General features: G+C 63.7%; 18 protein-coding genes. 8 read left to right on the forward strand and 10 right to left on the reverse strand.

The annotated features are described in order from the left end of the window. Nucleotides 1-156 precede the first annotated feature (156 nt). The 6 genes from RPB_RS07990 to RPB_RS08025 all read left to right on the forward strand — a co-directional run bounded on the left by RPB_RS07990 (nucleotide 157) and on the right by RPB_RS08025 (nucleotide 9,658). Complete coding sequence (locus RPB_RS07990) at nucleotides 157-1,299, forward strand: nucleotidyltransferase family protein (RefSeq protein WP_011440484.1); 1,143 nt, start codon at nucleotides 157-159, stop codon at nucleotides 1,297-1,299. 177 nt (nucleotides 1,300-1,476) lie between these two features. Then, nucleotides 1,477-2,829, forward strand: a complete 1,353-nt coding sequence (locus RPB_RS07995) for a hypothetical protein (RefSeq protein ID WP_011440485.1) — start codon at nucleotides 1,477-1,479, stop codon at nucleotides 2,827-2,829. Nucleotides 2,830-2,888: 59 nt separating this feature from the next. Next, a complete protein-coding gene (gene metK, locus RPB_RS08000) occupies nucleotides 2,889-4,085 on the forward strand; it encodes a methionine adenosyltransferase (RefSeq protein WP_011440486.1) in 1,197 nt (398 codons plus the stop codon). A gap of 240 nt (nucleotides 4,086-4,325) precedes the next feature. Next, the gene (ahcY, locus tag RPB_RS08005; protein WP_011440487.1) at nucleotides 4,326-5,741 is read left to right on the forward strand and encodes an adenosylhomocysteinase; all 1,416 of its coding nucleotides are present in this window, start codon (nucleotides 4,326-4,328) and stop codon (nucleotides 5,739-5,741) included. A gap of 126 nt (nucleotides 5,742-5,867) precedes the next feature. Continuing rightward, the gene (locus tag RPB_RS23770; protein ID WP_011440488.1) at nucleotides 5,868-8,372 is read left to right on the forward strand and encodes an AAA family ATPase; all 2,505 of its coding nucleotides are present in this window, start codon (nucleotides 5,868-5,870) and stop codon (nucleotides 8,370-8,372) included. Then, nucleotides 8,369-9,658, forward strand: coding sequence for an McrC family protein (locus RPB_RS08025; protein ID WP_011440489.1), 1,290 nt, complete (start codon nucleotides 8,369-8,371; stop codon nucleotides 9,656-9,658). Before RPB_RS23770 ends, RPB_RS08025 begins: the two co-directional genes overlap by 4 nt. A 43-nt stretch (nucleotides 9,659-9,701) precedes the next feature. On the opposite strand, the gene RPB_RS25210 is transcribed toward RPB_RS08025, so the two are convergent. The 7 genes from RPB_RS25210 to galE all read right to left on the reverse strand — a co-directional run bounded on the left by RPB_RS25210 (nucleotide 9,702) and on the right by galE (nucleotide 15,448). After that, nucleotides 9,702-9,896 carry a hypothetical protein gene (locus tag RPB_RS25210; RefSeq protein WP_433993727.1) on the reverse strand — a complete coding sequence of 65 codons (195 nt, stop codon included), beginning with the start codon at nucleotides 9,894-9,896 and terminating at the stop codon, nucleotides 9,702-9,704. 141 nt (nucleotides 9,897-10,037) lie between these two features. Then, the gene (locus RPB_RS08035; protein ID WP_011440491.1) at nucleotides 10,038-10,283 is read right to left on the reverse strand and encodes a FitA-like ribbon-helix-helix domain-containing protein; all 246 of its coding nucleotides are present in this window, start codon (nucleotides 10,281-10,283) and stop codon (nucleotides 10,038-10,040) included. 276 nt (nucleotides 10,284-10,559) lie between these two features. Then, nucleotides 10,560-10,697: a hypothetical protein gene (locus tag RPB_RS24860; protein WP_011440492.1), complete on the reverse strand. Its 138-nt coding sequence runs from the start codon at nucleotides 10,695-10,697 to the stop codon at nucleotides 10,560-10,562. Nucleotides 10,698-11,467: 770 nt separating this feature from the next. Further along, on the reverse strand, nucleotides 11,468-11,605 hold the full coding sequence (locus RPB_RS24520; protein WP_157038790.1) for a hypothetical protein: 138 nt from the start codon (nucleotides 11,603-11,605) through the stop codon (nucleotides 11,468-11,470). Between the two features lie 133 nt (nucleotides 11,606-11,738). Next, a complete protein-coding gene (locus tag RPB_RS08040) occupies nucleotides 11,739-12,440 on the reverse strand; it encodes a fumarylacetoacetate hydrolase family protein (protein WP_011440493.1) in 702 nt (233 codons plus the stop codon). A gap of 73 nt (nucleotides 12,441-12,513) precedes the next feature. After that, nucleotides 12,514-14,316: an ABC transporter ATP-binding protein gene (locus tag RPB_RS08045; RefSeq protein WP_011440494.1), complete on the reverse strand. Its 1,803-nt coding sequence runs from the start codon at nucleotides 14,314-14,316 to the stop codon at nucleotides 12,514-12,516. 118 nt (nucleotides 14,317-14,434) lie between these two features. Next, complete coding sequence (gene galE / locus RPB_RS08050; protein ID WP_011440495.1) at nucleotides 14,435-15,448, reverse strand: UDP-glucose 4-epimerase GalE; 1,014 nt, start codon at nucleotides 15,446-15,448, stop codon at nucleotides 14,435-14,437. Nucleotides 15,449-15,636: 188 nt separating this feature from the next. Here galE and waaC point away from each other — a divergent pair, with 188 nt between their 5' ends. After that, a complete protein-coding gene (waaC, locus tag RPB_RS08055; RefSeq protein ID WP_011440496.1) occupies nucleotides 15,637-16,581 on the forward strand; it encodes a lipopolysaccharide heptosyltransferase I in 945 nt (314 codons plus the stop codon). Here waaC and RPB_RS08060 read toward each other — a convergent pair. The 3 genes from RPB_RS08060 to waaF form a co-directional block, all read right to left on the reverse strand. Then, the gene (locus RPB_RS08060) at nucleotides 16,578-17,129 is read right to left on the reverse strand and encodes a D-glycero-alpha-D-manno-heptose-1,7-bisphosphate 7-phosphatase (RefSeq protein WP_011440497.1); all 552 of its coding nucleotides are present in this window, start codon (nucleotides 17,127-17,129) and stop codon (nucleotides 16,578-16,580) included. The two genes, waaC and RPB_RS08060, sit on opposite strands and share 4 nt — an antisense overlap. Further along, nucleotides 17,126-17,710: a D-sedoheptulose 7-phosphate isomerase gene (locus tag RPB_RS08065; protein ID WP_011440498.1), complete on the reverse strand. Its 585-nt coding sequence runs from the start codon at nucleotides 17,708-17,710 to the stop codon at nucleotides 17,126-17,128. Before RPB_RS08065 ends, RPB_RS08060 begins: the two co-directional genes overlap by 4 nt. Before the next feature lie 69 nt (nucleotides 17,711-17,779). Then, on the reverse strand, nucleotides 17,780-18,856 hold the full coding sequence (gene waaF / locus RPB_RS08070; RefSeq protein WP_011440499.1) for a lipopolysaccharide heptosyltransferase II: 1,077 nt from the start codon (nucleotides 18,854-18,856) through the stop codon (nucleotides 17,780-17,782). A 184-nt stretch (nucleotides 18,857-19,040) separates the two neighbouring features. On the opposite strand from waaF, the gene rfaD reads away from it, so the two are divergent. Continuing rightward, nucleotides 19,041-20,021, forward strand: a complete 981-nt coding sequence (rfaD, locus tag RPB_RS08075) for an ADP-glyceromanno-heptose 6-epimerase (RefSeq protein ID WP_011440500.1) — start codon at nucleotides 19,041-19,043, stop codon at nucleotides 20,019-20,021. The last annotated feature ends 6 nt before the right edge of the window (nucleotides 20,022-20,027 follow it).

Consider the following 20,027-nt stretch of genomic DNA (forward strand, 5'->3'; position numbering starts at 1 on the left):
GGCGTCGATGCCTCTTAGCAGACCGAGTCCGGTTTAAAAATAACACGAGCCCAGATGAGTGGGTTATACTATTTTCGCGGATTTAGTATAACCAGACTTTCCGCGAGCTTCATTCGCGCTATACTGTTTTCGCGAAAATAGTATAACGAGGTTCCCATGGCGGCATCCGCCGCGCTCGATATCTCATACCAGACCCTCTACTCTGAACTCGTCCAGCGCTGCATGGACGGTAGCTTCACGTCCGAGTTTTCTGCCCACGGACGCTTCGTCGCCGTCGAGGTAAAGAACAGGAAATACTGGTATTTTGACACCCCGAATCCTGAATCTGGCGCACAGAAACGGCGATACATCGGTCCCGTCGACGATCCGGACATCACTAAACGCGTCGAAGCGTTCAAGGATCTCAAGGCGGACCTGAAGGGGCGCCGGCGTCTGGTCGCCACGCTGACGCGCGAAGCCTATTTGCCCCGGCCGCTGATGACGAGCGGCCAGGTGGTCGAGGCATTGGCGAAGGCCGGCTTCTTCCGTCTCCGCGGGGTCTTGATAGGGACCGTTGCGTACCAATGCTATTCCGGCGTGCTCGGCCGCCGCCTCAACGCTACCGCGATGCAGACGGGCGACGCCGATTTCGCGCAGTTTCACGAGATCTCGGTGGCGGTCGGCGACAGCCTTCCGCCGATCCTGGACGTTCTTCGCAGCGTCGACGACACCTTCCGCGAAATCCCCAGCCAGATGGATGGGCGCGTCTCCACGCAGTTCGTCTCGCGCAACAACTTCAAGGTCGAATTTCTGACGCCGAACCGCGGTCCGGACGATTTCGCAGGCAAGCCGGTCCGAATGCCGGCATTGGGGGGCGTCGCAGCGTCACCGCTGCGCTTTCTCGACTTCCTGATCCGTCATCCGGTTCGGGCCGTGCTGCTGCACGGAGCTGGCGTGCCGGTTCTCGTTCCGTCCCCCGAACGCTATGCCGTGCACAAGCTTATCGTCGGATCCTGCCGAAGGGAGGATCCGGACACCGCGAGCAAGGCGGCCAAGGATCGCCTGCAGGCCAAATCCATCATGGAGGCGATGATCGCCAACCGGCAGCAAGACGATCTGGCCGCCGCCTATATGGAGGCCTGGGACCGCGGTGATCATTGGGTCGCCGCGATCCGCACCAGTCTGGCGACCTACGACGATCAGTTCCGCAGTTTGCTCGCCGAGGAAATCGGCAAGGGAATCAAGAACAACGACGCCGAGCCAAGCGACTACGGCCTGGGCGGCGAACCGAAGGAAGCGATCTCGCCGGGGCCGAGATAGAATGGATGGCTGGCCGCGTCGAAGGCGGCTGGCCGGTCGGTATCGCGACGATCCTCGCCGACGGAGGTCAATCCGGTTGAGCGGGTGGTTCCGTCGAACCGTCCCGATATTGCATTCCGGCGGTGGGCAGGTCATGGTGCGGCCCCGACCTGAAAGCCATCTGCCCACCGCCGGATCATGAAGAACGACCCGCTCCTCGGCCGGATTTCCGACTATTGCCGCCAGGCGGGGATGGCCGAGACCACGTTCGGCCGCCGCGCGGTCAATGACGGCAAGCTGGTGCAGCGGCTGCGCGAGGGCAAGCGCATCACCGTCGACACGCTGGAGCGGATCGAGGCCTTCGTCGCGGCGGGGCTCGGCACCGCGCCGCCGCCACGCGGGCTGGTGGTGCCGCCGGAGCGGCGCGACCCGCGCAGCAATTTCCGGTTTTTCGAGAATCGGCAGAAATATCTGCTGTTCGTCCACACCTGCAGCGAAAAGCGCGTGGTCGCCGATCGCGTTGCGCTGGAACTGGGCAGCATCCATCCGCGGCCGCCGGCGCTGCGGGTGTTCGACGCCGGCTGTGGCGACGGCACCGTGCTGGCGCGGGTGCTGCGGGCGATGCACGGCCGGTTCCCGCACATGCCGTTCTACGTCGCCGGCAAGGAACTCAGCGTCGAAGACGTCCGGCTGACGCTGGACAAGGTTCCGGACCGGCTGTTCGAGCATCCGGCGACCGTGTTTGTTCTCACCAATATGTACTTCGCCGAAGCGCCCTGGCTGACGCCGGCCTCGCCCACGGCGGCGGCCGGGATGATCTGGCACGAGGTGGCGCTGCGCGGCGCCTCGTCGGGCGAATTCGAGACCCAGATCGCCGAACTGGCGCCGTTTCTGCAGGACAATTGGCGCGCCAGCGTCTCGCCGCGCACCGGGATGCCGGTCTATGAGCGGCCGGCGGCGATCGTGCTGTATCGCGAGGACCACCGGTTCCTGCTCGATTCGGTGATCCCGCGGGCCGGCCGCACCGAGGCGAATTTCGACCTGATCATCGCCTCGCAGCCCTATCGGGCCAAATCCAGCGTGAATTTCCGCGCCAAACGCATCATTGCGCCGCTGGCGCGGGCGCTGCGGGCGGGCGGGCGGCTGATCGGAATCCACTCCCATGGGGGCGACCCGGGGCTGGAAATCATCCAGTCGGTCTGGCCGGAGGAAAATCCTTTTTCGGTGAGCCGGCATGAGTTGTTGCGCGCGGTCAAATACGAGCTGGGATCAGCCGGTAGAGATCTCAATTTTAACGCTTATGCGGATAGCCGGTCGATCTTTCGTTATGATATGGAAGCGCTGCCAAACGAGGTCACCGGGTCGATCGGCAATTCGACCGCCTTTGCAGCCTGGAATGCGGCGGTGTATGTCGCCCAGATCGAGGACGATCGACTGACGGAAACGACCCAGGGCGGCCAATATCTCGATGCCACCAGAGAGGTTCTGCGCAAGCACAGCGGGCTCTGGTTTTACGACGAATCCTACGTCATCTCGCGCCGGCGCGACTGACACTTCAGGGATATCATTCACGAAAACGCCGCCGGGGTCCGGCGGACAAGGGGTTGGTGATGCGCGCGTCTTATCTGTTCACGAGTGAGTCGGTGTCGGAAGGTCATCCGGACAAGGTCTGCGACCGGATTTCCGACGAGGTGGTCGATCTGTTCTTCCGCGAGGGGCCGAAAGCCGGCATCGATCCGTGGGCGATTCGGGCGGCGTGCGAGACGCTCGCCACCACCAACAAGGTGGTGATCGCCGGCGAGACCCGCGGTCCGGCCTCGGTCACCAACGACCAGATCGAGAGCGTCGTCCGCGCCGCCATCAAGGACATCGGCTACGAGCAGGAAGGCTTCCACTGGGACACCTGCGACATCGAGATCCTGCTGCATCCGCAATCGGCGGACATCGCGCAGGGCGTCGACGCGCTGCAGCCCGGCACCAACAAGGAAGAGGGCGCCGGCGACCAGGGCATCATGTTCGGCTACGCCACCAACGAGACGCCCGATTTGATGCCGGCGCCGATCTTCTACGCCCACAAGATCCTGCGGCTGATCTCGGAAGCCCGCCACTCCGGCAAGGAGAAGGTGCTGGGCCCCGACAGCAAGAGCCAGGTCACCATCCAGTACGAGAACGGCAAGCCGGTCGGCGTCCGCGAGATCGTGGTGTCGCACCAGCATCTGGTCGAGGACATGACCTCGAACCAGGTCCGCGAGCGGGTCGAGCCCTATGTCCGCCAGGCGCTGCCGGACGGCTGGATCACCGACAAGACGATCTGGCACATCAATCCCACCGGCAAGTTCTACATCGGCGGCCCGGACGGCGACACCGGCCTGACCGGCCGCAAGATCATCGTCGACACCTATGGTGGCGCGGCCCCGCATGGCGGCGGCGCGTTCTCCGGCAAGGACCCGACCAAGGTCGACCGCTCGGCCGCCTATGCGTCGCGCTACCTCGCCAAGAACATCGTCGCGGCCGGCCTCGCCGACCGCTGCACCCTGCAGCTCGCTTACGCCATCGGCGTGGCGCGGCCGCTGTCGATCTACATCGACACCCACGGCACCGGGAAGGTTTCGGAAGACAAGCTGGAGAAGGCGGTCGCCGAGGCGATGGACCTGACGCCGCGCGGCATCCGCAGCCATCTCGACCTCAACAAGCCGATCTACGCCCGGACCTCGTCCTACGGCCATTTCGGCCGCACCCCGGACGCCGACGGCGGCTTCTCCTGGGAGAAGACCGATCTTGCCGACGCGCTCAAGCGCGCGGTTTAACTAGACCGAACAGCCTCTCCCGGTCTTGCCGGGGGAGGTCTCGCCGTCATCCTGAGGTGCGAGCCTCTTCGGCGAGCCTCGAAGGATGACCCGACGAAGTGCCTGCAGCCATCCTTCGAGGCGCGCACGAGGGGTGCGCGCACCTCAGGATGACGCTGAGCCTGCAGGACCGCCTCGAAATGCCCCAATCAGTTTGTAGTGCTCAGTTCGACTGACACAGACATCAGGAAACCCATCCGCATGACCGCCAAGTTCACCGATTACATCGTCAAGGACATCGGCCTCGCCGAGTTCGGCCGCAAGGAGATCTCGCTGGCCGAGACCGAAATGCCCGGCCTGATGGCGACGCGCGAGGAATACGGCCCCAAGCAGCCCCTGAAGGGCGCGCGGATCGCCGGCTCGCTGCACATGACGATCCAGACCGCGGTGCTGATCGAGACGCTGGTCGCGCTCGGCGCCGACGTGCGCTGGGTGTCGTGCAACATCTATTCGACCCAGGACCACGCCGCCGCGGCGATCGCCGCCGCCGGCATTCCGGTGTTCGCCATCAAGGGCGAGAGCCTGGAAGACTATTGGGACTACACCGCCCGGATGTTCGACTGGCACGGCGGCGGCACCCCGAACATGATCCTCGATGACGGCGGCGACGCCACCATGTACGTCCATCTCGGCCTGCGCGCCGAGAACGGCGACACCGCCTTCCTCGACAAGCCCGGCTCCGACGAGGAGGTGATCTTCTTCGCGCTCTTGAAGAAGCAGCTCAAGGAGAAGCCGAAGGGCTACTTCGCCGAGATCGCCAAGAACATCCGGGGCGTCTCCGAAGAGACCACCACGGGCGTGCACCGGCTCTACGACATGCAGAAGGCCGGCACGCTGCTGTGGCCGGCCATCAACGTCAACGACTCGGTCACCAAGTCGAAATTCGACAACCTCTATGGCTGCCGTGAGTCGCTGGTCGACGGCATCCGCCGCGGCACCGACGTGATGCTGTCCGGCAAGGTGGCGATGGTCGCGGGCTTCGGCGACGTCGGCAAGGGCTCGGCCGCCTCGCTGCGCCAGGCCGGCTGCCGTGTGATGGTGTCCGAAGTCGATCCGATCTGCGCGCTGCAGGCGGCGATGGAAGGCTATCAGGTCGTGACCATGGAAGACGCGGCGCCGCTCGCCGACATCTTCGTCACCGCCACCGGCAACAAGGACATCATCACCATCGAGCACATGCGCGCGATGAAGGATCGCGCCATCGTCTGCAACATCGGCCATTTCGACAACGAGATCCAGATCGCGCATCTCAAGAACCTGAAGTGGGACAACATCAAGCCGCAGGTCGACGAGATCACCTTCCCGGACGGCAAGCGCATGATCCTGCTGTCCGAAGGCCGCCTCGTGAACCTCGGCAACGCGATGGGGCATCCGTCCTTCGTGATGTCGGCCTCCTTCACCAACCAGACGCTGGCGCAGATCGAACTGTTCGCCAACAACAAGGACGGCAAGTACAAGAAGGAAGTCTACGTCCTGCCGAAGTCGCTGGATGAGAAGGTCGCCCGCCTGCACCTCGCCAAGATCGGCGTCAAGCTCACCGAACTGCGCAAGGACCAGGCCGACTACATCGGCGTCAAGGTCGAGGGGCCGTTCAAGGCGGATCATTACCGGTATTGAGATTCATCGTAATACGGAAATGGCCGGGGGATTCCCCGGCCATTTTTTTTGCTAGCATTTCTCTATTTTCAAGTGTGATTGCGTCTGGGTGCAAATTCAGTCCGTATTTCGCAAGACGGGGGCGATATGAGGGCAGAGGATTTCAAAGCTTGGCTTGAAGCTGGGGGCGCACTTACAGAAGGTGGACGCAACACGCGAGCTAATGCCGTAGCCACGATCGAGAGAAATCTCGCTGCCTTGGGGTCGCCCAATGCTGATCTCGAAGAAGCATGGAACTCCGATCGATTTGAGCATCTGCGTCGCAGACTGAAAGAACTGCGCGAGGAACTCGCGGCGGGCGGGACGCAATATCACGTCCTAATGCCCCAGTCGGAAAATCCTGAAAAACGACTATCAAGCTGGCGCGCTTGGCTCGGCCAATATGGCCGCTTCTTGAGCGGCGAAATACGTGAGCATCGTGATGCTGATCGGATTCGCCGACACGTACTTGAGAACTACATCGAGCCGGCCAGGGAACGCGATGAAGAAACGGTGGATGTCCTAGTTCGGAGGGTCAATGACGTACTAGGCCTAAATGAAGCATGGCCTAATATCTGCCAAGCCCTCCAAGGCAAGAAATTTCGGGAACTGGCCGACTTAGAGGCGCCTGAACAAATCGGTGCGGACCAGAGCCCGGCGACGATCTTCCGATTTCACTTGGATGAAACTTTCAGGGCTGACGACAATCTCAACTATGCTCGACTGTTTGTCTTATATGATGCCGAGGGAGCTGCGTTCGAGCCGGTTAAGAACAGAAATCGCGAAACAAATCGCCTAGCGTACCGCATCAAGCCGCGAGGCTCGGGCAACGAGGCGCGCGATGCGGTCGAAGTCGATACGCTCCAGCAGGTTGCGCGTGCAATGCTCGTTGACCACCTTGCTGCACGTGTCAAATCCACTCGCGGCGGCGCTGCTAATTATGCCGTCTACGGAAAAGAAAAGATAGTACGTTACGAACTTGATCCGAGCATTGCATTGGAAATAGGGGTTCCTCCGAATGGCGAGATTGGTCAGAGCAATGATCCCAGCAGCAATCAAGCCCCGCAACTTCCAAGCGATAAAGAGGATGGGCTTTTGGAGCAGCCTCACGCAACAAACTTAATTCTCTACGGACCTCCCGGCACAGGAAAGACCTTCACGACCGCATTAGAGGCGCTCAAGCTTTGCGGTGAACCTGTTCCCGACAGTCGAGAGCACCTAATGGAAGCCTATCGTCGCCTGTCGGATGCTGGTCGTATCGAATTCGTCACGTTCCATCAATCAATCTCCTACGAAGACTTTGTCGAAGGGCTGAGGCCAACGCAGTCAGGCGAGGACGGTGCGGCGGGGTTCGGACTGAAGCCCGAGCAAGGAGTATTTCGCAGAATAGCGCGCCGCGCTGAGACGAGCACCGGCCCGGGTGATGCCTCCTTCTCGATCAATGGTCGGCAAGTCTTCAAGATGTCGATTGGTGAGGCTGCTAACCCAGATGATGCCCATCTGTTCGAGGAGGCCGTCGCCGGTGCCTACACGCTGCTTGGCTTCGAAGATATTGACTGGAGCGATGATCGTTTCGCTACTCGCGACGCAATCATACAGGCTGTTAGGGCTATCCAAAGCAAGGATCAGGACGAGCCGAGCGCGATGAGCGGACGCGTTCAGATGCCCTTTATCTTTCGTAACTGGGTCAGGATTGGTGATATTGTCGTCGTGTCGAAGGGCAACAGCTCATTCCGCGCAATTGGTGAGATCACTGGCGAGTATCAATTTGCTCCGCGTGAAGGCGGCGACTACGCACACCGCCGTGCGGTTCGGTGGCTTTGGGTGGATCGTACAGGCGTTCCAGTTAGCGAGATCTATGCGCGAAATTTCACGCAAAAGTCAATCTACCTCTTGACTGAAGCCGACCTGAATGTCCCAGCGCTGGAGCGCTATATTGCAAGCCAGCAAGGCACGGGCGGTGGTGCGCCAGAATCGTTTGTTCTTATCATCGACGAAATCAATCGCGCAAATATCTCAAAAGTGTTCGGCGAACTAATTACATTGCTCGAACCGGATAAGCGCATTGGTCGGCCCAATGCTCTTAAAGTGCGGCTTCCCTATTCTGGGGATTTGTTCGGCGTTCCGGCAAACCTTCACATCATCGGTACGATGAACACAGCAGATCGCTCGATCGCATTGCTTGACACAGCTCTCCGGCGCCGTTTTGAATTTCGGGAACTAATGCCCGATCCTTCGCTGCTCGGTATCGTGGACGGTGTTGATCTTTCCCGACTGCTCGCTACGATCAATCAACGAATTGAATATTTGTTCGATCGGGAGCATCAGATAGGCCACGCCTATTTTATCAGCTGCAAATCTCGTGCCGATATAGATGAGGTGATGCGTTGCAAAGTGATTCCATTGCTGGCCGAATATTTTTATGAGGATTGGTCGAAGGTTGCCGCCGCGTTGGGTGACGGTGACGACAGCGAGGTCGACCTCGAAGGACATTTCATTGATCGCCAACGTTTGAAGCCACCCAAGGGCATAAGCAGCGATGGAGATGGAGCGGTGCGCTATCGCTGGACCATCCGACGTGCCTTTTCATATAGCGAGTTCTCGGCAGGATGATTCGTCGAACCATCCTTGAGTGGGAGACGATACGTTACGGTGATGCGGCTGATGAAATCCCTGCCGATGCCGCTGATCGGATTGCAGCGGTGGCGTCGGCATCCCCGCTTGCTGGTCGCGGTGGCCTCGGTGTCTTAGAACATGGCCGTAAGGGACTACGCGCGAGAGGGGTCGTCGGCGTAGTTGCTGCAGAGTCGGGTGCGCTGGAGATCCTGCCTAAGATTGACTTCCCAGGTGTAGATCGCGAGGAGGAGGCTGGTCGCATTCGCCGCCGCCTCATTCACATGCTCGCTGTTGTGCTGGACCTCAAGATCGATGCGGGGAAAATCACTGCGCTCGATTGGCAGCGTGACACTTTGCTTGAAATTCTGATTCGCTTGTTTTCGGACAAGTTAGCTGATTGTGTCCGGCAGGGTATGCCCCGAAGATACGTCGAGCATGATGAAGATCTATTTGTATTGCGCGGCCGAATCGACGTGAAGCGACAGTTCACGAGTCTTGCCGCAGATGGCTCGCGTCTTGCCTGCCGCTATGATGTGCTGACTCCGGACATTGCATTGAATCAAATCATGAAGGCGGCTGTCGCCCGGCTCCTTCGCGTCACGCGAGCGAACTTCAACCAGCGTAGGTTGCGCGAATTGGCTTTCGCATATGCTGATATAGCCGATGTGCCGGTCTCGATGCTTCGCTGGGATCAAGTCATGCTTGATCGCACGAACAGCCGTTGGCGTGAATTGCTCAACTTGGCGCGCCTATTACTGGGTGATCGGTTCCAAGCAACTTCCGCCGGTAGCAGCAACGGGTTTTCTCTCTTGTTCGAGATGAGCGTATTGTTTGAGGAGTACATCGCGCGGGTTTTGAAGGCGTCGCTAGTTGATACGGACCTTCATATCATCAGCCAAGGAGGGAGGATCTATTGTCTTCAAACCGAAGATCGTCGTGGTCTTTTCCAAACCCGTCCAGACATCTTGGTAAAGCGCGGCGGAGATGTTGTGAAGATCATTGATACTAAGTGGAAGCGGATCTCTGCGCGAATAGACGATCCCAAGCAGGGTGTGTCGCAAGGGGATATTTATCAGATGATGGCGTACGGTCAGCTTTACGGATGCGACAGGCTCACACTTCTCTATCCGCACCACGCATCCATGAATAGCAGCGAGGGTGTGCACTCAGCGCATCGAATCGCCGGTTGTGACCGTCGGCTAGAGATGGCAACAATTGATATTGGTCGCAGCGAGTTCTTTCGTGAGCGTTTGAGGGCGATCACCGTTCAATCGGAATGTTGACGCTCCAACGCTGCAAACGCGGGGAGGGGATTGCATCCCCTTGCTACGCCTTGCCAAACGGATCGACCACCGCCACCCCCGTCGGCACGAAATCCGACACATTCCGCGTCACGACGGTCATTCCGTGCTCCAGCGCGGTGGCGGCGATCAACAGGTCGGCGCTGTCGTTGCCGAGCGCGGCGCTCTCCGCGCCCCAGCGCCTCGCGGCGGAGATCGAACGGGACGATCCGCTCGCCACAGCAAGCGTAGGGTGGCAAAGGCGCTCGCGCCGTGCCCACGCGCGGCGCGGGGATCGGCGATGGTGGGCACGCTGCGCTATGCCCACCCTACAAACTCCGCCGGCGTCAAACTCGTCGTGAAAAAGCCGGCGATCGGTCGCTCAGCGATCCATGCCACCATGAAGGATCGCTTCGCGCCGCGTTTCGGGGAGGTGGACTCCGCCGAGCGCCGCGAACCGCTCATGGATGGCTTGCGCGAGATTGCGTGCCCGCGGCGCGTCGGTCGACAGCGCCGCGCGCAGGATCGCCCGTGCCTCATCCTCCATCGAGCGCCCATTGACGGCGGCGCGGACGCGAAGCCGCTGCTCGATCGCGTCGTCGATGTTCCGGATCGTCAGCACCGCCATGCCAGCCTCCAACTGTGAATGACTAGAGCAGTTCTGGTTTTGATGGATCACCGGCGTCATCCTGAGGTGCCCGGTGGGCCGCGCCTCGCGCGGCCCACCGGGCCTCGAAGGATGAGCCGCAAGTGCCTTGGCCGCATCCTTCGCGGCTCGCTGCGCTCGCACCTCAGGATGACGAATCCGCACGAGAATGACGCGTTGCTTCGATCAAGCGATGACCTGCTCTAGCGAGAGGTCGGGAGCGCGCCCGGCCGCCGACCTGCGCGCCTCGTCTCCCCGTTACTTCTTCTTGCCGGTCCCGCCCTGCGTCGGCTGCCAGCCGCCGGTCTTCTGGCTCGGCGCGGCGGCGATGGTCTTGGGTTTTTCCTTCTTGGGTTTCTTGGTCTCGCGATTACCCTTTTGTTCGCCCTTGGCCATGGTGGTCTCCTGTTCGATTGATTGGCGGAACTGACGTGGTGCCGATCCCGGCGGGAGCGGCCGCGCGCGGCGACTCGTGGGGCGCCGGCGTCGATCGCGCCACCGTGCGCCCTTCGCGGCGCAGGCGCCACGCAATTCGCACGCGGCGTGGGCGCAAGGCTGCGCGCGCCTCTTGACAAAATTCCTAGAAGGATTATAGTCCGCGCATCCCGCCCCGGTGAGAGGGGCGTTCGCGATCGTCACGATCGTGGGGCGGGTGGCGGTGGCGACGCCGCGGTGTTCGAGTCCGGGGATTGCGCGAAGGTAACGACGCGTGCTGAACCGGGCTGACGACCACACCGCGGCGATGCGGTCCAAACCGCGAGGTCCCGGCGCGAGGCCTCGCGCCAGGAGGCAGGGCCACGTCCATCCCTTGGCGGGGATGGCTCCGGGGTTCGTCAGTCCTCCACAACGGCGGCCCTACGCAAGGGTCTAGCCGCCGGGGGCCCCGTTCGCGGAGCAAGCCGACAAAAGCCGCCGCGCGCGGAACGCCGGATGTTTCCGGTGTGACCGTGGTTTCGAACTCGTGTGCTTTTTACTTTTGCACACGAGGCCGCGGGTGCATCGGGCACCCGGCGTTCCGCGCGCCCTCTTCTCGAAGAGGGCGGAACGGACCCGCCAAGACTCGGGCGCTGCGCGCCGCGAGATCGCGAAGGCATGGTTATGCGAAAGCTCGGCTGTGCGAAGGCTCGGTAGTTCGCCGACGACTTGTTCGCGCCGGATCGCGCCGGTCAGCGAACGAGCGTGTCGGCGCGGCTCGGAGCCGGCTCCCCGCCGCGCCACGACAGCCCGGCCGAGACCTGCGCCGCAGCCAGAAACGCCACCATGGCGACCGATAGAAGGACGAAACGCCCGATGCCCGAGACCATGAAGACGGCTCCCGACAGACCTCAACTGACCGCCTGCGATTAGCTCCCGCCCGTCGCAAACGCCACCCGACCAAAGGTCGATTCAGACCATTGTCGAGCTATTCCAGATCGGCCGGTCGCGAGAACAGGGTAGTCAGGTCGGCTCGCCGATCGTCACGCGGAGCGTGCCGATGCCGTCGATGCCGCAGTCGACCTCGTCGCCCGGCACGAGCGCCGCGACGCCCGCAGGGGTACCTGTCATGATGATGTCGCCGGCGGAAAGTTCGACCTGCAGCGAAAGTTTGGCGATGATCTCGGCAGTGTTCCAGATCATGTCCGACAGGTCGCCGCTCTGCCGCTCCGCGCCGTTGACCGACAGCCAGATCTTGCCCTTGGCCGGATGGCCGATCTCCGCCGCCGGCCGCAGCGCGCCGCAGGGCGCGGAAGCATCGAACGATTTGCCGATCTCCCAGGGCTGCTCCTTCTTGCGCGAGATCGTCTGCAGATCCCGCCGCGTCAGATCGACGCCGACGCCGTAGCCGAACACGTGATCGAGCGCGGTGTCGGCCGAAATGTTCAGCCCGCCGCTCTTCAGCGCGACGACGAGCTCGACCTCGTGCTGGAAGTCCTTGGTCAGCGTCGGGTAGGGGATCGTGGCGCCGTCCGGCGCGATCATGTCGGCGTGCTTGGCGAAGAAGAACGGCGGGTTGCGCTCGTCATTGCCGAGCTCGCGGATGTGCTCGAGATAGTTGCGCCCGACGCACCAGATCCGGCGCACCGGAAACATCTTGCTGTCGCCCTGCACGGCGAGCGCGGGCTGCGGCAGCGGAGCGATCACGTAAGTAGCTTGGCTCATGACGGACTTCCGAAGGCTTGGACAGCGGGGCGGGAGGCCGTTGCGGCGGCGCGCCGCCCCGGCCGGCGGAGTGCTAGATGGCGGCGTCGACGGGGGCCAGCGGCGCGGCGTGGCGCTGCTGCAGGCGGAAGAACGAGGCGTAGCGGCCGCTGCGCCGCAGCAGATCGTCGTGGCGGCCCTGCTCGACGATGGTGCCGCCTTCGACCACCAGGATGGCGTCGGCGTGCATGATGGTGTGCAGGCGGTGCGCGATCACGATGGTGGTGCGGTTCAGGCACAGCCGCTCGATCGCCTCCTGCACCAGCTTCTCGGATTCGGAATCGAGCGCCGCGGTGGCCTCGTCCAGCAGCACGATCGGCGCATTGCGCAGCAGCGCGCGCGCCACGGCGATGCGCTGGCGCTGGCCGCCGGAGAGTTGCGCGCCGTGCTCGCCGACGGGGGTGTCGTAGCCGAGCGGGAAGCCCATGATGAAGTCGTGCGCGTACGCGGCCTTGGCGGCGGCGACGATCTCGTCCTCGCTGGCGCCGATCTTGCCGAAGGCGATGTTGGCGCGGACGGTGTCGCGGAACAGATAGACGTCCTGTCCGACATAGGCGGTCTGCTGCCGCAGCGAGCGACGCGAGACGCCCGCGATCGACTGGCCGTCGATCCGGATGTCGCCGGAGCCGGGTTCATACAGCCGCAGCAGCAGCGCCAGCACCGTCGACTTGCCGCCGCCGGAGGGGCCGACCAGGGCGGTCATCTTGCCGGGCTCGGCCGTGAAGCTCATGGCGTTGAGCACAGGCTCGTCGGGCCGATAGGCGAAGCCGACATGGTCGAATTCGACACGCGCTTCGGTCAGCGCCAGCGCCGGCTTGTCGCCGTCGTCGGGCTCGCTCTGCGGGCTGTCGACGATCTCCAGCAGCATCCGCGCCCCGACCAGGCCGCTGTTGAGTTCGATGTTGAGCCGCGCCAGCCGTTTCGCCGGCTCGTAAGCGAGCAGGAAGGCCGTGAGGAAGGAGAAGAACTGCCCCGGCGTCGCCCCGGTCGCGACCACGCGGTAGCCGCCATACATCAGCGACGCCGCCACCGCGAAGCCGCCGAGCGTTTCCATCAGCGGGCTCGAGCGATTGGAGACGCGCGCCATCTTGTCGGCGTTCTTGCGGACCGCCTCGATGCTAGCATTGATGCGGTCGCGCATCGTCTGTTCGAGCGAGAACGCTTTCACGGTGCGGATGCCCTGCAGCGATTCCTGCATGGTCTCGAGGATCTCGGCGTTGCCGGCGAACTGGGTGTAGGCGAGTCCCTTCACCCGGCGCACCAGCTTGCGCAGCACGAACACCGCCGGCGGCGCGATCAACAGGCCGAACAGCGCCATGAACGGATCCTGCGAGACCATCACGATCACCAGCGCGATCAGCGACAGCAGATCGCGGCCGACGGCGTTGATCAGTAGGTTGAGCACCTCGGTGACCGAGTTGGCGCCCGCGGTGAGGCGCGCGAGGAATTCCGAGGAATGCCGCTGCGAGTAGAACGCCAGGTTCTCGCGCATCAGCTTGTCGAACAGACGGCGCTGATTGTTGGCGAGGATCGCGTTCTTGATCTGGGTCAGGATCACCGACTGGCCGTAGGTCGCGACACCCTTCACGGTGAAGATCGCCAGACTCACCACCGACAGGATCATGATGCCCTGCAGGTTGCGATCGACATAGGCCTGGTTGATCACCTGCCCGAGCAGATAGGCCGACAGTGCGGTCGCGGCGGCGGCGATGGCCATCAGGCCGAAGGCCAGCAGATAGCGCCGCCAATACACCGACGCCTGTTCCATCACCAGCCGGCGGACGAGTTGGGCCGCGCCATAGGGATCGTCGGTTATCTTGCGTGGGGTATCGGTCATCCGCGTTCCATCAACGGCGTCGAACAGGTCGCGCGCGTTGGATCGGCGTGCGTAATGACGCCTCCTTGCCCCCGATGGGCTGGGTTTTCAAGCCAAAAGCTGGCGAGCCGGAGCCGACTTAAGCTGGAATCGCTTGCCGATCAAAGCCTTGGCGCTGGGCGAGCAGCTTGCGCTCCCAGCGCAGCGCATCCGCGGCGATGGTTTCGAGGTCGTCATGGCGCGGGGTCCAGTCCAGCGTCGCGCGAATCCGGCGCGTGTCTGCAACCATCGCCACGATGTCGCCGGGCCGGCGGGCGGCGGTGGACACGGCGAAGTTGCGCCCCGCGACGCGGCGCACCGCCTCGATGGTTTCCAGCACCGAATAGCCGCGGCCGTAGCCGCAGTTCAGCGTCACCGGCGCGCCGCCCCGGCGCAGATAGGCGAGGGCTGCGACATGCGCCTGCGCGAGGTCGCTGACATGGATGAAATCGCGAATGCAGCTTCCGTCCGGCGTCGGATAGTCGGTGCCGTAGACCTCGATCTGCGCGCGTTGGCCGGTCGCGGCTTCCACCGCGATCTTCAGCAGGTGCGTCGCGCCGATGGTCGCGAGCCCGATCCGCGCCTGCGGATCGGCGCCGGCGACGTTGAAGTAGCGCAGCGCCACGTAGTTCATGCCGTTGGCCGACGCCGTGTCGTGCAGCATGATCTCGGTCATCAGCTTGGAGCAGCCATAGGGCGACAGCGGCCGCGTCGGCGCTTCTTCCGGGACTGGGGTGCGGTCGGGATTGCCATAGACCGCGGCGGTCGACGAGAAGATGAAATTGTTCACGCCGCACGTCACTGCCGCGCTCAGCAGATTGCGCGAGGTCATAGTGTTGTTGCGATAGTAGCCAAGCGGATCGCGCATCGACTCCGAGACGATCACCGAGCCGGCGAAGTGAATGATGGCATCGACGCCGTGGGTTCTGATCACGCCTTCGACCAGATTCTCGTCGCCGGCATCCCCGATGAACAATGGTATGCCTTCCGGCACGAAGCTGGAAAAACCGGTGCTCAGATTGTCGATCACCACCACGCTCTCGCCGGCTTCGACCAGCGCCAGCACGGTGTGGCTTCCGATATAGCCGGCGCCGCCGGTCACGAGCACGGTCATGGAAGGCTCCTCGGTGGGCGCTGCGGGTCCGTCCCCGCGCCGTCGGCCTCAGTCTTTCGTCAAACGATGGACTTGCGGTGTAGCCAAGCAGCCAAACCGCACGGTTTTCCAGCGTTCCACAGGGGGAATCGACAATATGGTTGCCGAACTGTAACGAGTGCCGGTTGTTGTGGCGGCCATCGGCGGCGATGTCGGACATTCTCATCATCAAGACTTCCTCGCTCGGCGACGTGGTGCATCAGATGCCCGCGATGACCGATGCCGCGCGCGCGGTTCCAGGGTTGCGACTGTCCTGGGTGGTCGAGGAGGCGTTCGCGCCATTGGCCCGTCTCCACCCAGCGGTCGCCGATGTGATTCCGGTGGCGACGCGGCGGTGGCGATCGCAACTCGCGTCGCGCGCGATCTGGCGCGAGATCGGCGATTTCGGCACACGCTTGCGCGAGCCGGATTTCGACAAGGTGATCGACACCCAGGGTCTGATCCGCTCCGCGGTGATCGCGCGCCTCGCGCAAGGCGAGCGTCACGGCTACGATGCCGGCAGCATCCGCGAGCCGCTGGCCGCGCGGGTCTACAATGTCCGACACACCGTGCGTCGCGATCTGCATGCGGTGACGCGCAATCGTTTACTCACCGGCTTCGCGCTCGGCTATCAGCCGTCGGCCGAGATCGACTATGGCCTGATCCGCCCGCCGCGCGCGGATGACGGCGCGTACGCCGTGCTGCTGCACGGCACGTCGCGCGTCTCGAAGGAGTGGCGTGCGGAGGACTGGATCGAGACCGGCCGCTGGCTGCAGAGCCGCGGCGTGCAGGTCGTGTTGCCGTGGGGCACCGAAGCCGAGCGGCAACTCGCAGAACAATTGTGCAGCGCCATCGCCGGCAGCCGCGTGCTGCCGCGGCAGCGGCTCGATCTCACCGCACAGGTGATCGCCAATGCCGCGCTGGTGGTCGGCGTCGACACCGGGCTGATGCATCTCGCCGCCGCCTATCGCGTGCCACTGGTCGGCATCTATGTCTCGACCGATCCGGGGCTGACCGGCCCGGTCGGCAGCGGTCCGATGCGCGTATTGGGCGGCAAGAGCGGCGCGCCCTCTGCGCGGCAGGCGATCGAGGCCGCCGAACGGCTGCTCGATTAGTTCTGCGCTGCGTCGCTGCGCGCCATCGTGTCGAGGACCTTTGAGACGAACGCGTCGATATCGTCGCCCTCGAACAGAAAGCCCTGAATACCCGCCGCCGTTGCGGCTTCGATATCGCTGTCGCTGTCGCCGATCACGAAACTGCCCTGCAGCGACACCGGCCAGGCGCGCGCGAGATCGAGGATCATGCCGGGCTTCGGCTTGCGGTCGTCGCTCGCCCGGCGATACGCCTCGACGATGCCGTCGGGATGATGCGGGCAGTAGCGGATGTCGTCGATCCGCGCGTTCTGCTCGCGGAGTTCGTCCAGCATCCAGCGATGCAGCGCCTGGACGTCGTCCTCGCTGAATAGGCCGCGGGCGACGCCGGACTGGTTAGTAATGACGAAGACGTAGTAGCCGGCTTGGTTGAGACGGCGGATCGCCGATGCGATCCCCGGCATCCAGCGAAACCGGTCGCGGCTGCCGATATAGTGATCATTGTAGTTCACGACGCCGTCGCGATCGAGAAACGCGGCGGGACGCAGCGGCGTGGTGGCGCTCGCCGTCATGCCCCGGCTGCCAGCGCGCCTTCGATCTCGTCGCAGATCGCGTGCGCGGCCACCAGATGGATCTGTTGCACCAGAGCGGTTTCGGCGCCCGGCGCCACCAGCAGATGATCGCACAGCGCGCCCATCGCAGCGCCGTTCGGGCCGGTCATGCCGATGGTGACGAGGCCGCGCTCGCGGGCGACCGTCAAGGCTGCGAGAATGTTCGGCGAGCGGCCCGACGTGGTGATGCCGATGAAGACGTCGCCGCGCTGGCCGAGCCCTTCGACCTGTCGGGCGAACACGCGCTCGAAGCCGTAATCATTGGCGATCGCGGTCAGCGCCGAGGTGTCGGTGGTCAGCGCGATCGCCGGCCACGCCGGGCGGTCCTGCTTGTAGCGCCCGATGATCTCGGCGGCGATGTGCTGGGCATCGGCGGCGCTGCCGCCATTGCCTGCGATCAGGATCTTGCGGCCGTCGCGCAGCGCCTTGATCGACGCCGCCGCAATGGCGCGCGACGCCGACAGCAGCGTCTGGTCGCCCGCGGCCGCGGTCATCGCGGCCAGCGAATTGTGGAAATGGGCGGCGATCCGGTCCTGGCTCAATTCACACCTGAAAGCTGATGGGTCGGCACTGGTTAAGCGCAGCGCAGGGGCGGGTGCAAGTCGCGCGGTCTATCGCGCCGGGGCGAGGCCGGCCTTGCCCAGCGCTTGCTGCGCCGCCGCCATCACATCCTCGACCGGAATGTCGCGCATGCATTTGTGATGTACCATCCGGCACACCGGTTTGTGGCAGGGGCGGCAGGGCACGTCGGTCCTGGTCTCGATCACCGCCTCGATCGGGTTGAGCGGCGCATAATGCCAGGCGCTGGTCGGGCCGAAGATGCCGATGGTGCGGCTGCCGATCGCTGCTGCGACGTGGAGCAGGCCGGAATCGTTGGAGATCACCAGATCGGCCGCCGCCAGCGCCATGATGCCGTTGCGCAGGTCCGTGCCGGTGAGGTCTCGCGCGCGTGGACCGGCCGCGGCGACGATTTCGGCGGCCTTCTCGCTCTCGCCGGGGCCGCCGATCACCCAGACGTCCAGACCGCGGTCGGTCAGCGCTTTGGCCGCCTCGGCATAATAGGTCCAGCGCTTCGACGGGCCGACCGCGCCTGGCGCCAGCGCCACGGCAGTCCGGCCCTCCAGCCCGTTGGCCCGCCGCCAGGCGGCGATCTCGGCTGGCGGCACAACGAGTTGCGGCTCCGGCCAATCCATCGGCAGGTCGATGCCGGCCGGCAGCGCCAGTGCGGCACAACGGTCGATCATCCGCGGCAGCGCCTTCTCGCCGCGCCGCCAGTCGTTGAGCAGGCCGAACCGGACCTCGCCGATGAAGCCGGTGCGGTTCGGGATACCGGCGAGAAACGGCGCAATCGTGGATTTGAACGTCCGCGGCATCACCAGCGAGGCGCCGTAGTGCTGCTCGCGGAGCTTCGCCGCCAGCGCCCGCTGCTGGTCGAGCGCCAATCGCTTGCGCGGCAGGTCCCAGACGACGCCCCGGCGCACGCCGGGCATGTAATCCACCAAAGGTGCGCAAAGCGTCGTGGTCAGGACATCCACCGGCCGGTCCGGCCAGCGGTCTTTCAGGACCCGCACGACCGTATGGCAGCGCACGAAATCGCCGATCCACATATAAGGGATCAGCAGCACCGGGCTGGTTTCCGCGCGGTCAGCCGCTACGGCCAGGCTCATTTTGAGTGAATCGTAATTCATTACGCTGTCTGGCGGAGGCTGATACCCCCGAGTTGAACGCAGTGATGCCGGTTAGCGCTTGCGCCGCCCGGCGTCCAGCCGGGATTTCGGCCGTGACGCTGGTTCCCGTTGTGCGGAAAGTCAGCCGTTGCCTGCCCGGGCGGACTGGGGCAAAGGTGACCGCGCAAATTGGGGCGGGGGACTTATGCTGCTGGTAACCGGAGGCGCCGGCTTTATCGGATCGAACATCGCTGCGGCGCTGAACGATGCGGGGCGCAGTGATGTGGCGGTGTGCGACTTTCTCGGCCACGAGGGCAAATGGAAGAACCTCGCCAAGCGCCAGCTCGCCGATGTCGTGCCGCCCGCCGAACTCTCGGAATGGCTGAGGGGTCGCCGGCTCGACGCGGTGTTTCACATGGGCGCGATCTCGGAAACGACCGCGACCGATGGCGATCTGGTGATCGACACCAACTTCCGGTTGTCGATGCGGCTGCTCGACTGGTGCACTGAAAACCGGGTGCCGTTCATCTATGCCTCCTCCGCCGCCACCTATGGCGACGGCGCGCAGGGCTTCAGCGATGATCCATCGCTCGCCGCGCTGAAGCAATTGCGGCCGATGAATCTCTACGGCTGGAGCAAGCACCTGTTCGATCTCGTGGTGGCCGAGCGCGCCGCACGCGGCGAGCGGCTGCCGCCGCAATGGGCCGGGTTGAAGTTCTTCAACGTGTTCGGCCCCAACGAGTATCACAAGGGGACGATGGCGAGCGTGCTGGCGCGGCGCTTCGACGACATCAGGGCCGGGCGCGTGGTGCAGCTGTTCAAGTCGCATCGCGACGGCATCGCCGATGGCGACCAGCGCCGCGATTTCATCTATGTCGACGACGTGGTCCGGGTGATGATGTGGCTGTTCGCGACGCCGTCGGTGAGCGGCCTGTTCAATGTCGGCACCAGCCACGCCCGCAGTTTCCGGGATCTGATCCTCGCCGCCTATTCGGCGCTCGGAACCCCGCCGCAAATCGACTACATCGACATGCCGGAACAGATTCGCGGCAGCTATCAGTATTTCACCGAGAGCGAAGGCGACCGGTTGCGCGCCGCAGGCTACAATGGCGGCTTCACGCCGCTCGAAGATGCGGTCGCTTGCTATGTCAGGGGGTACCTTGACGGCAGTGATCGCTTCCGCTGATGCCGC

This window comes from Rhodopseudomonas palustris HaA2 (assembly GCF_000013365.1).
In the GTDB taxonomy this organism is placed as follows: domain Bacteria; phylum Pseudomonadota; class Alphaproteobacteria; order Rhizobiales; family Xanthobacteraceae; genus Rhodopseudomonas; species Rhodopseudomonas palustris_J.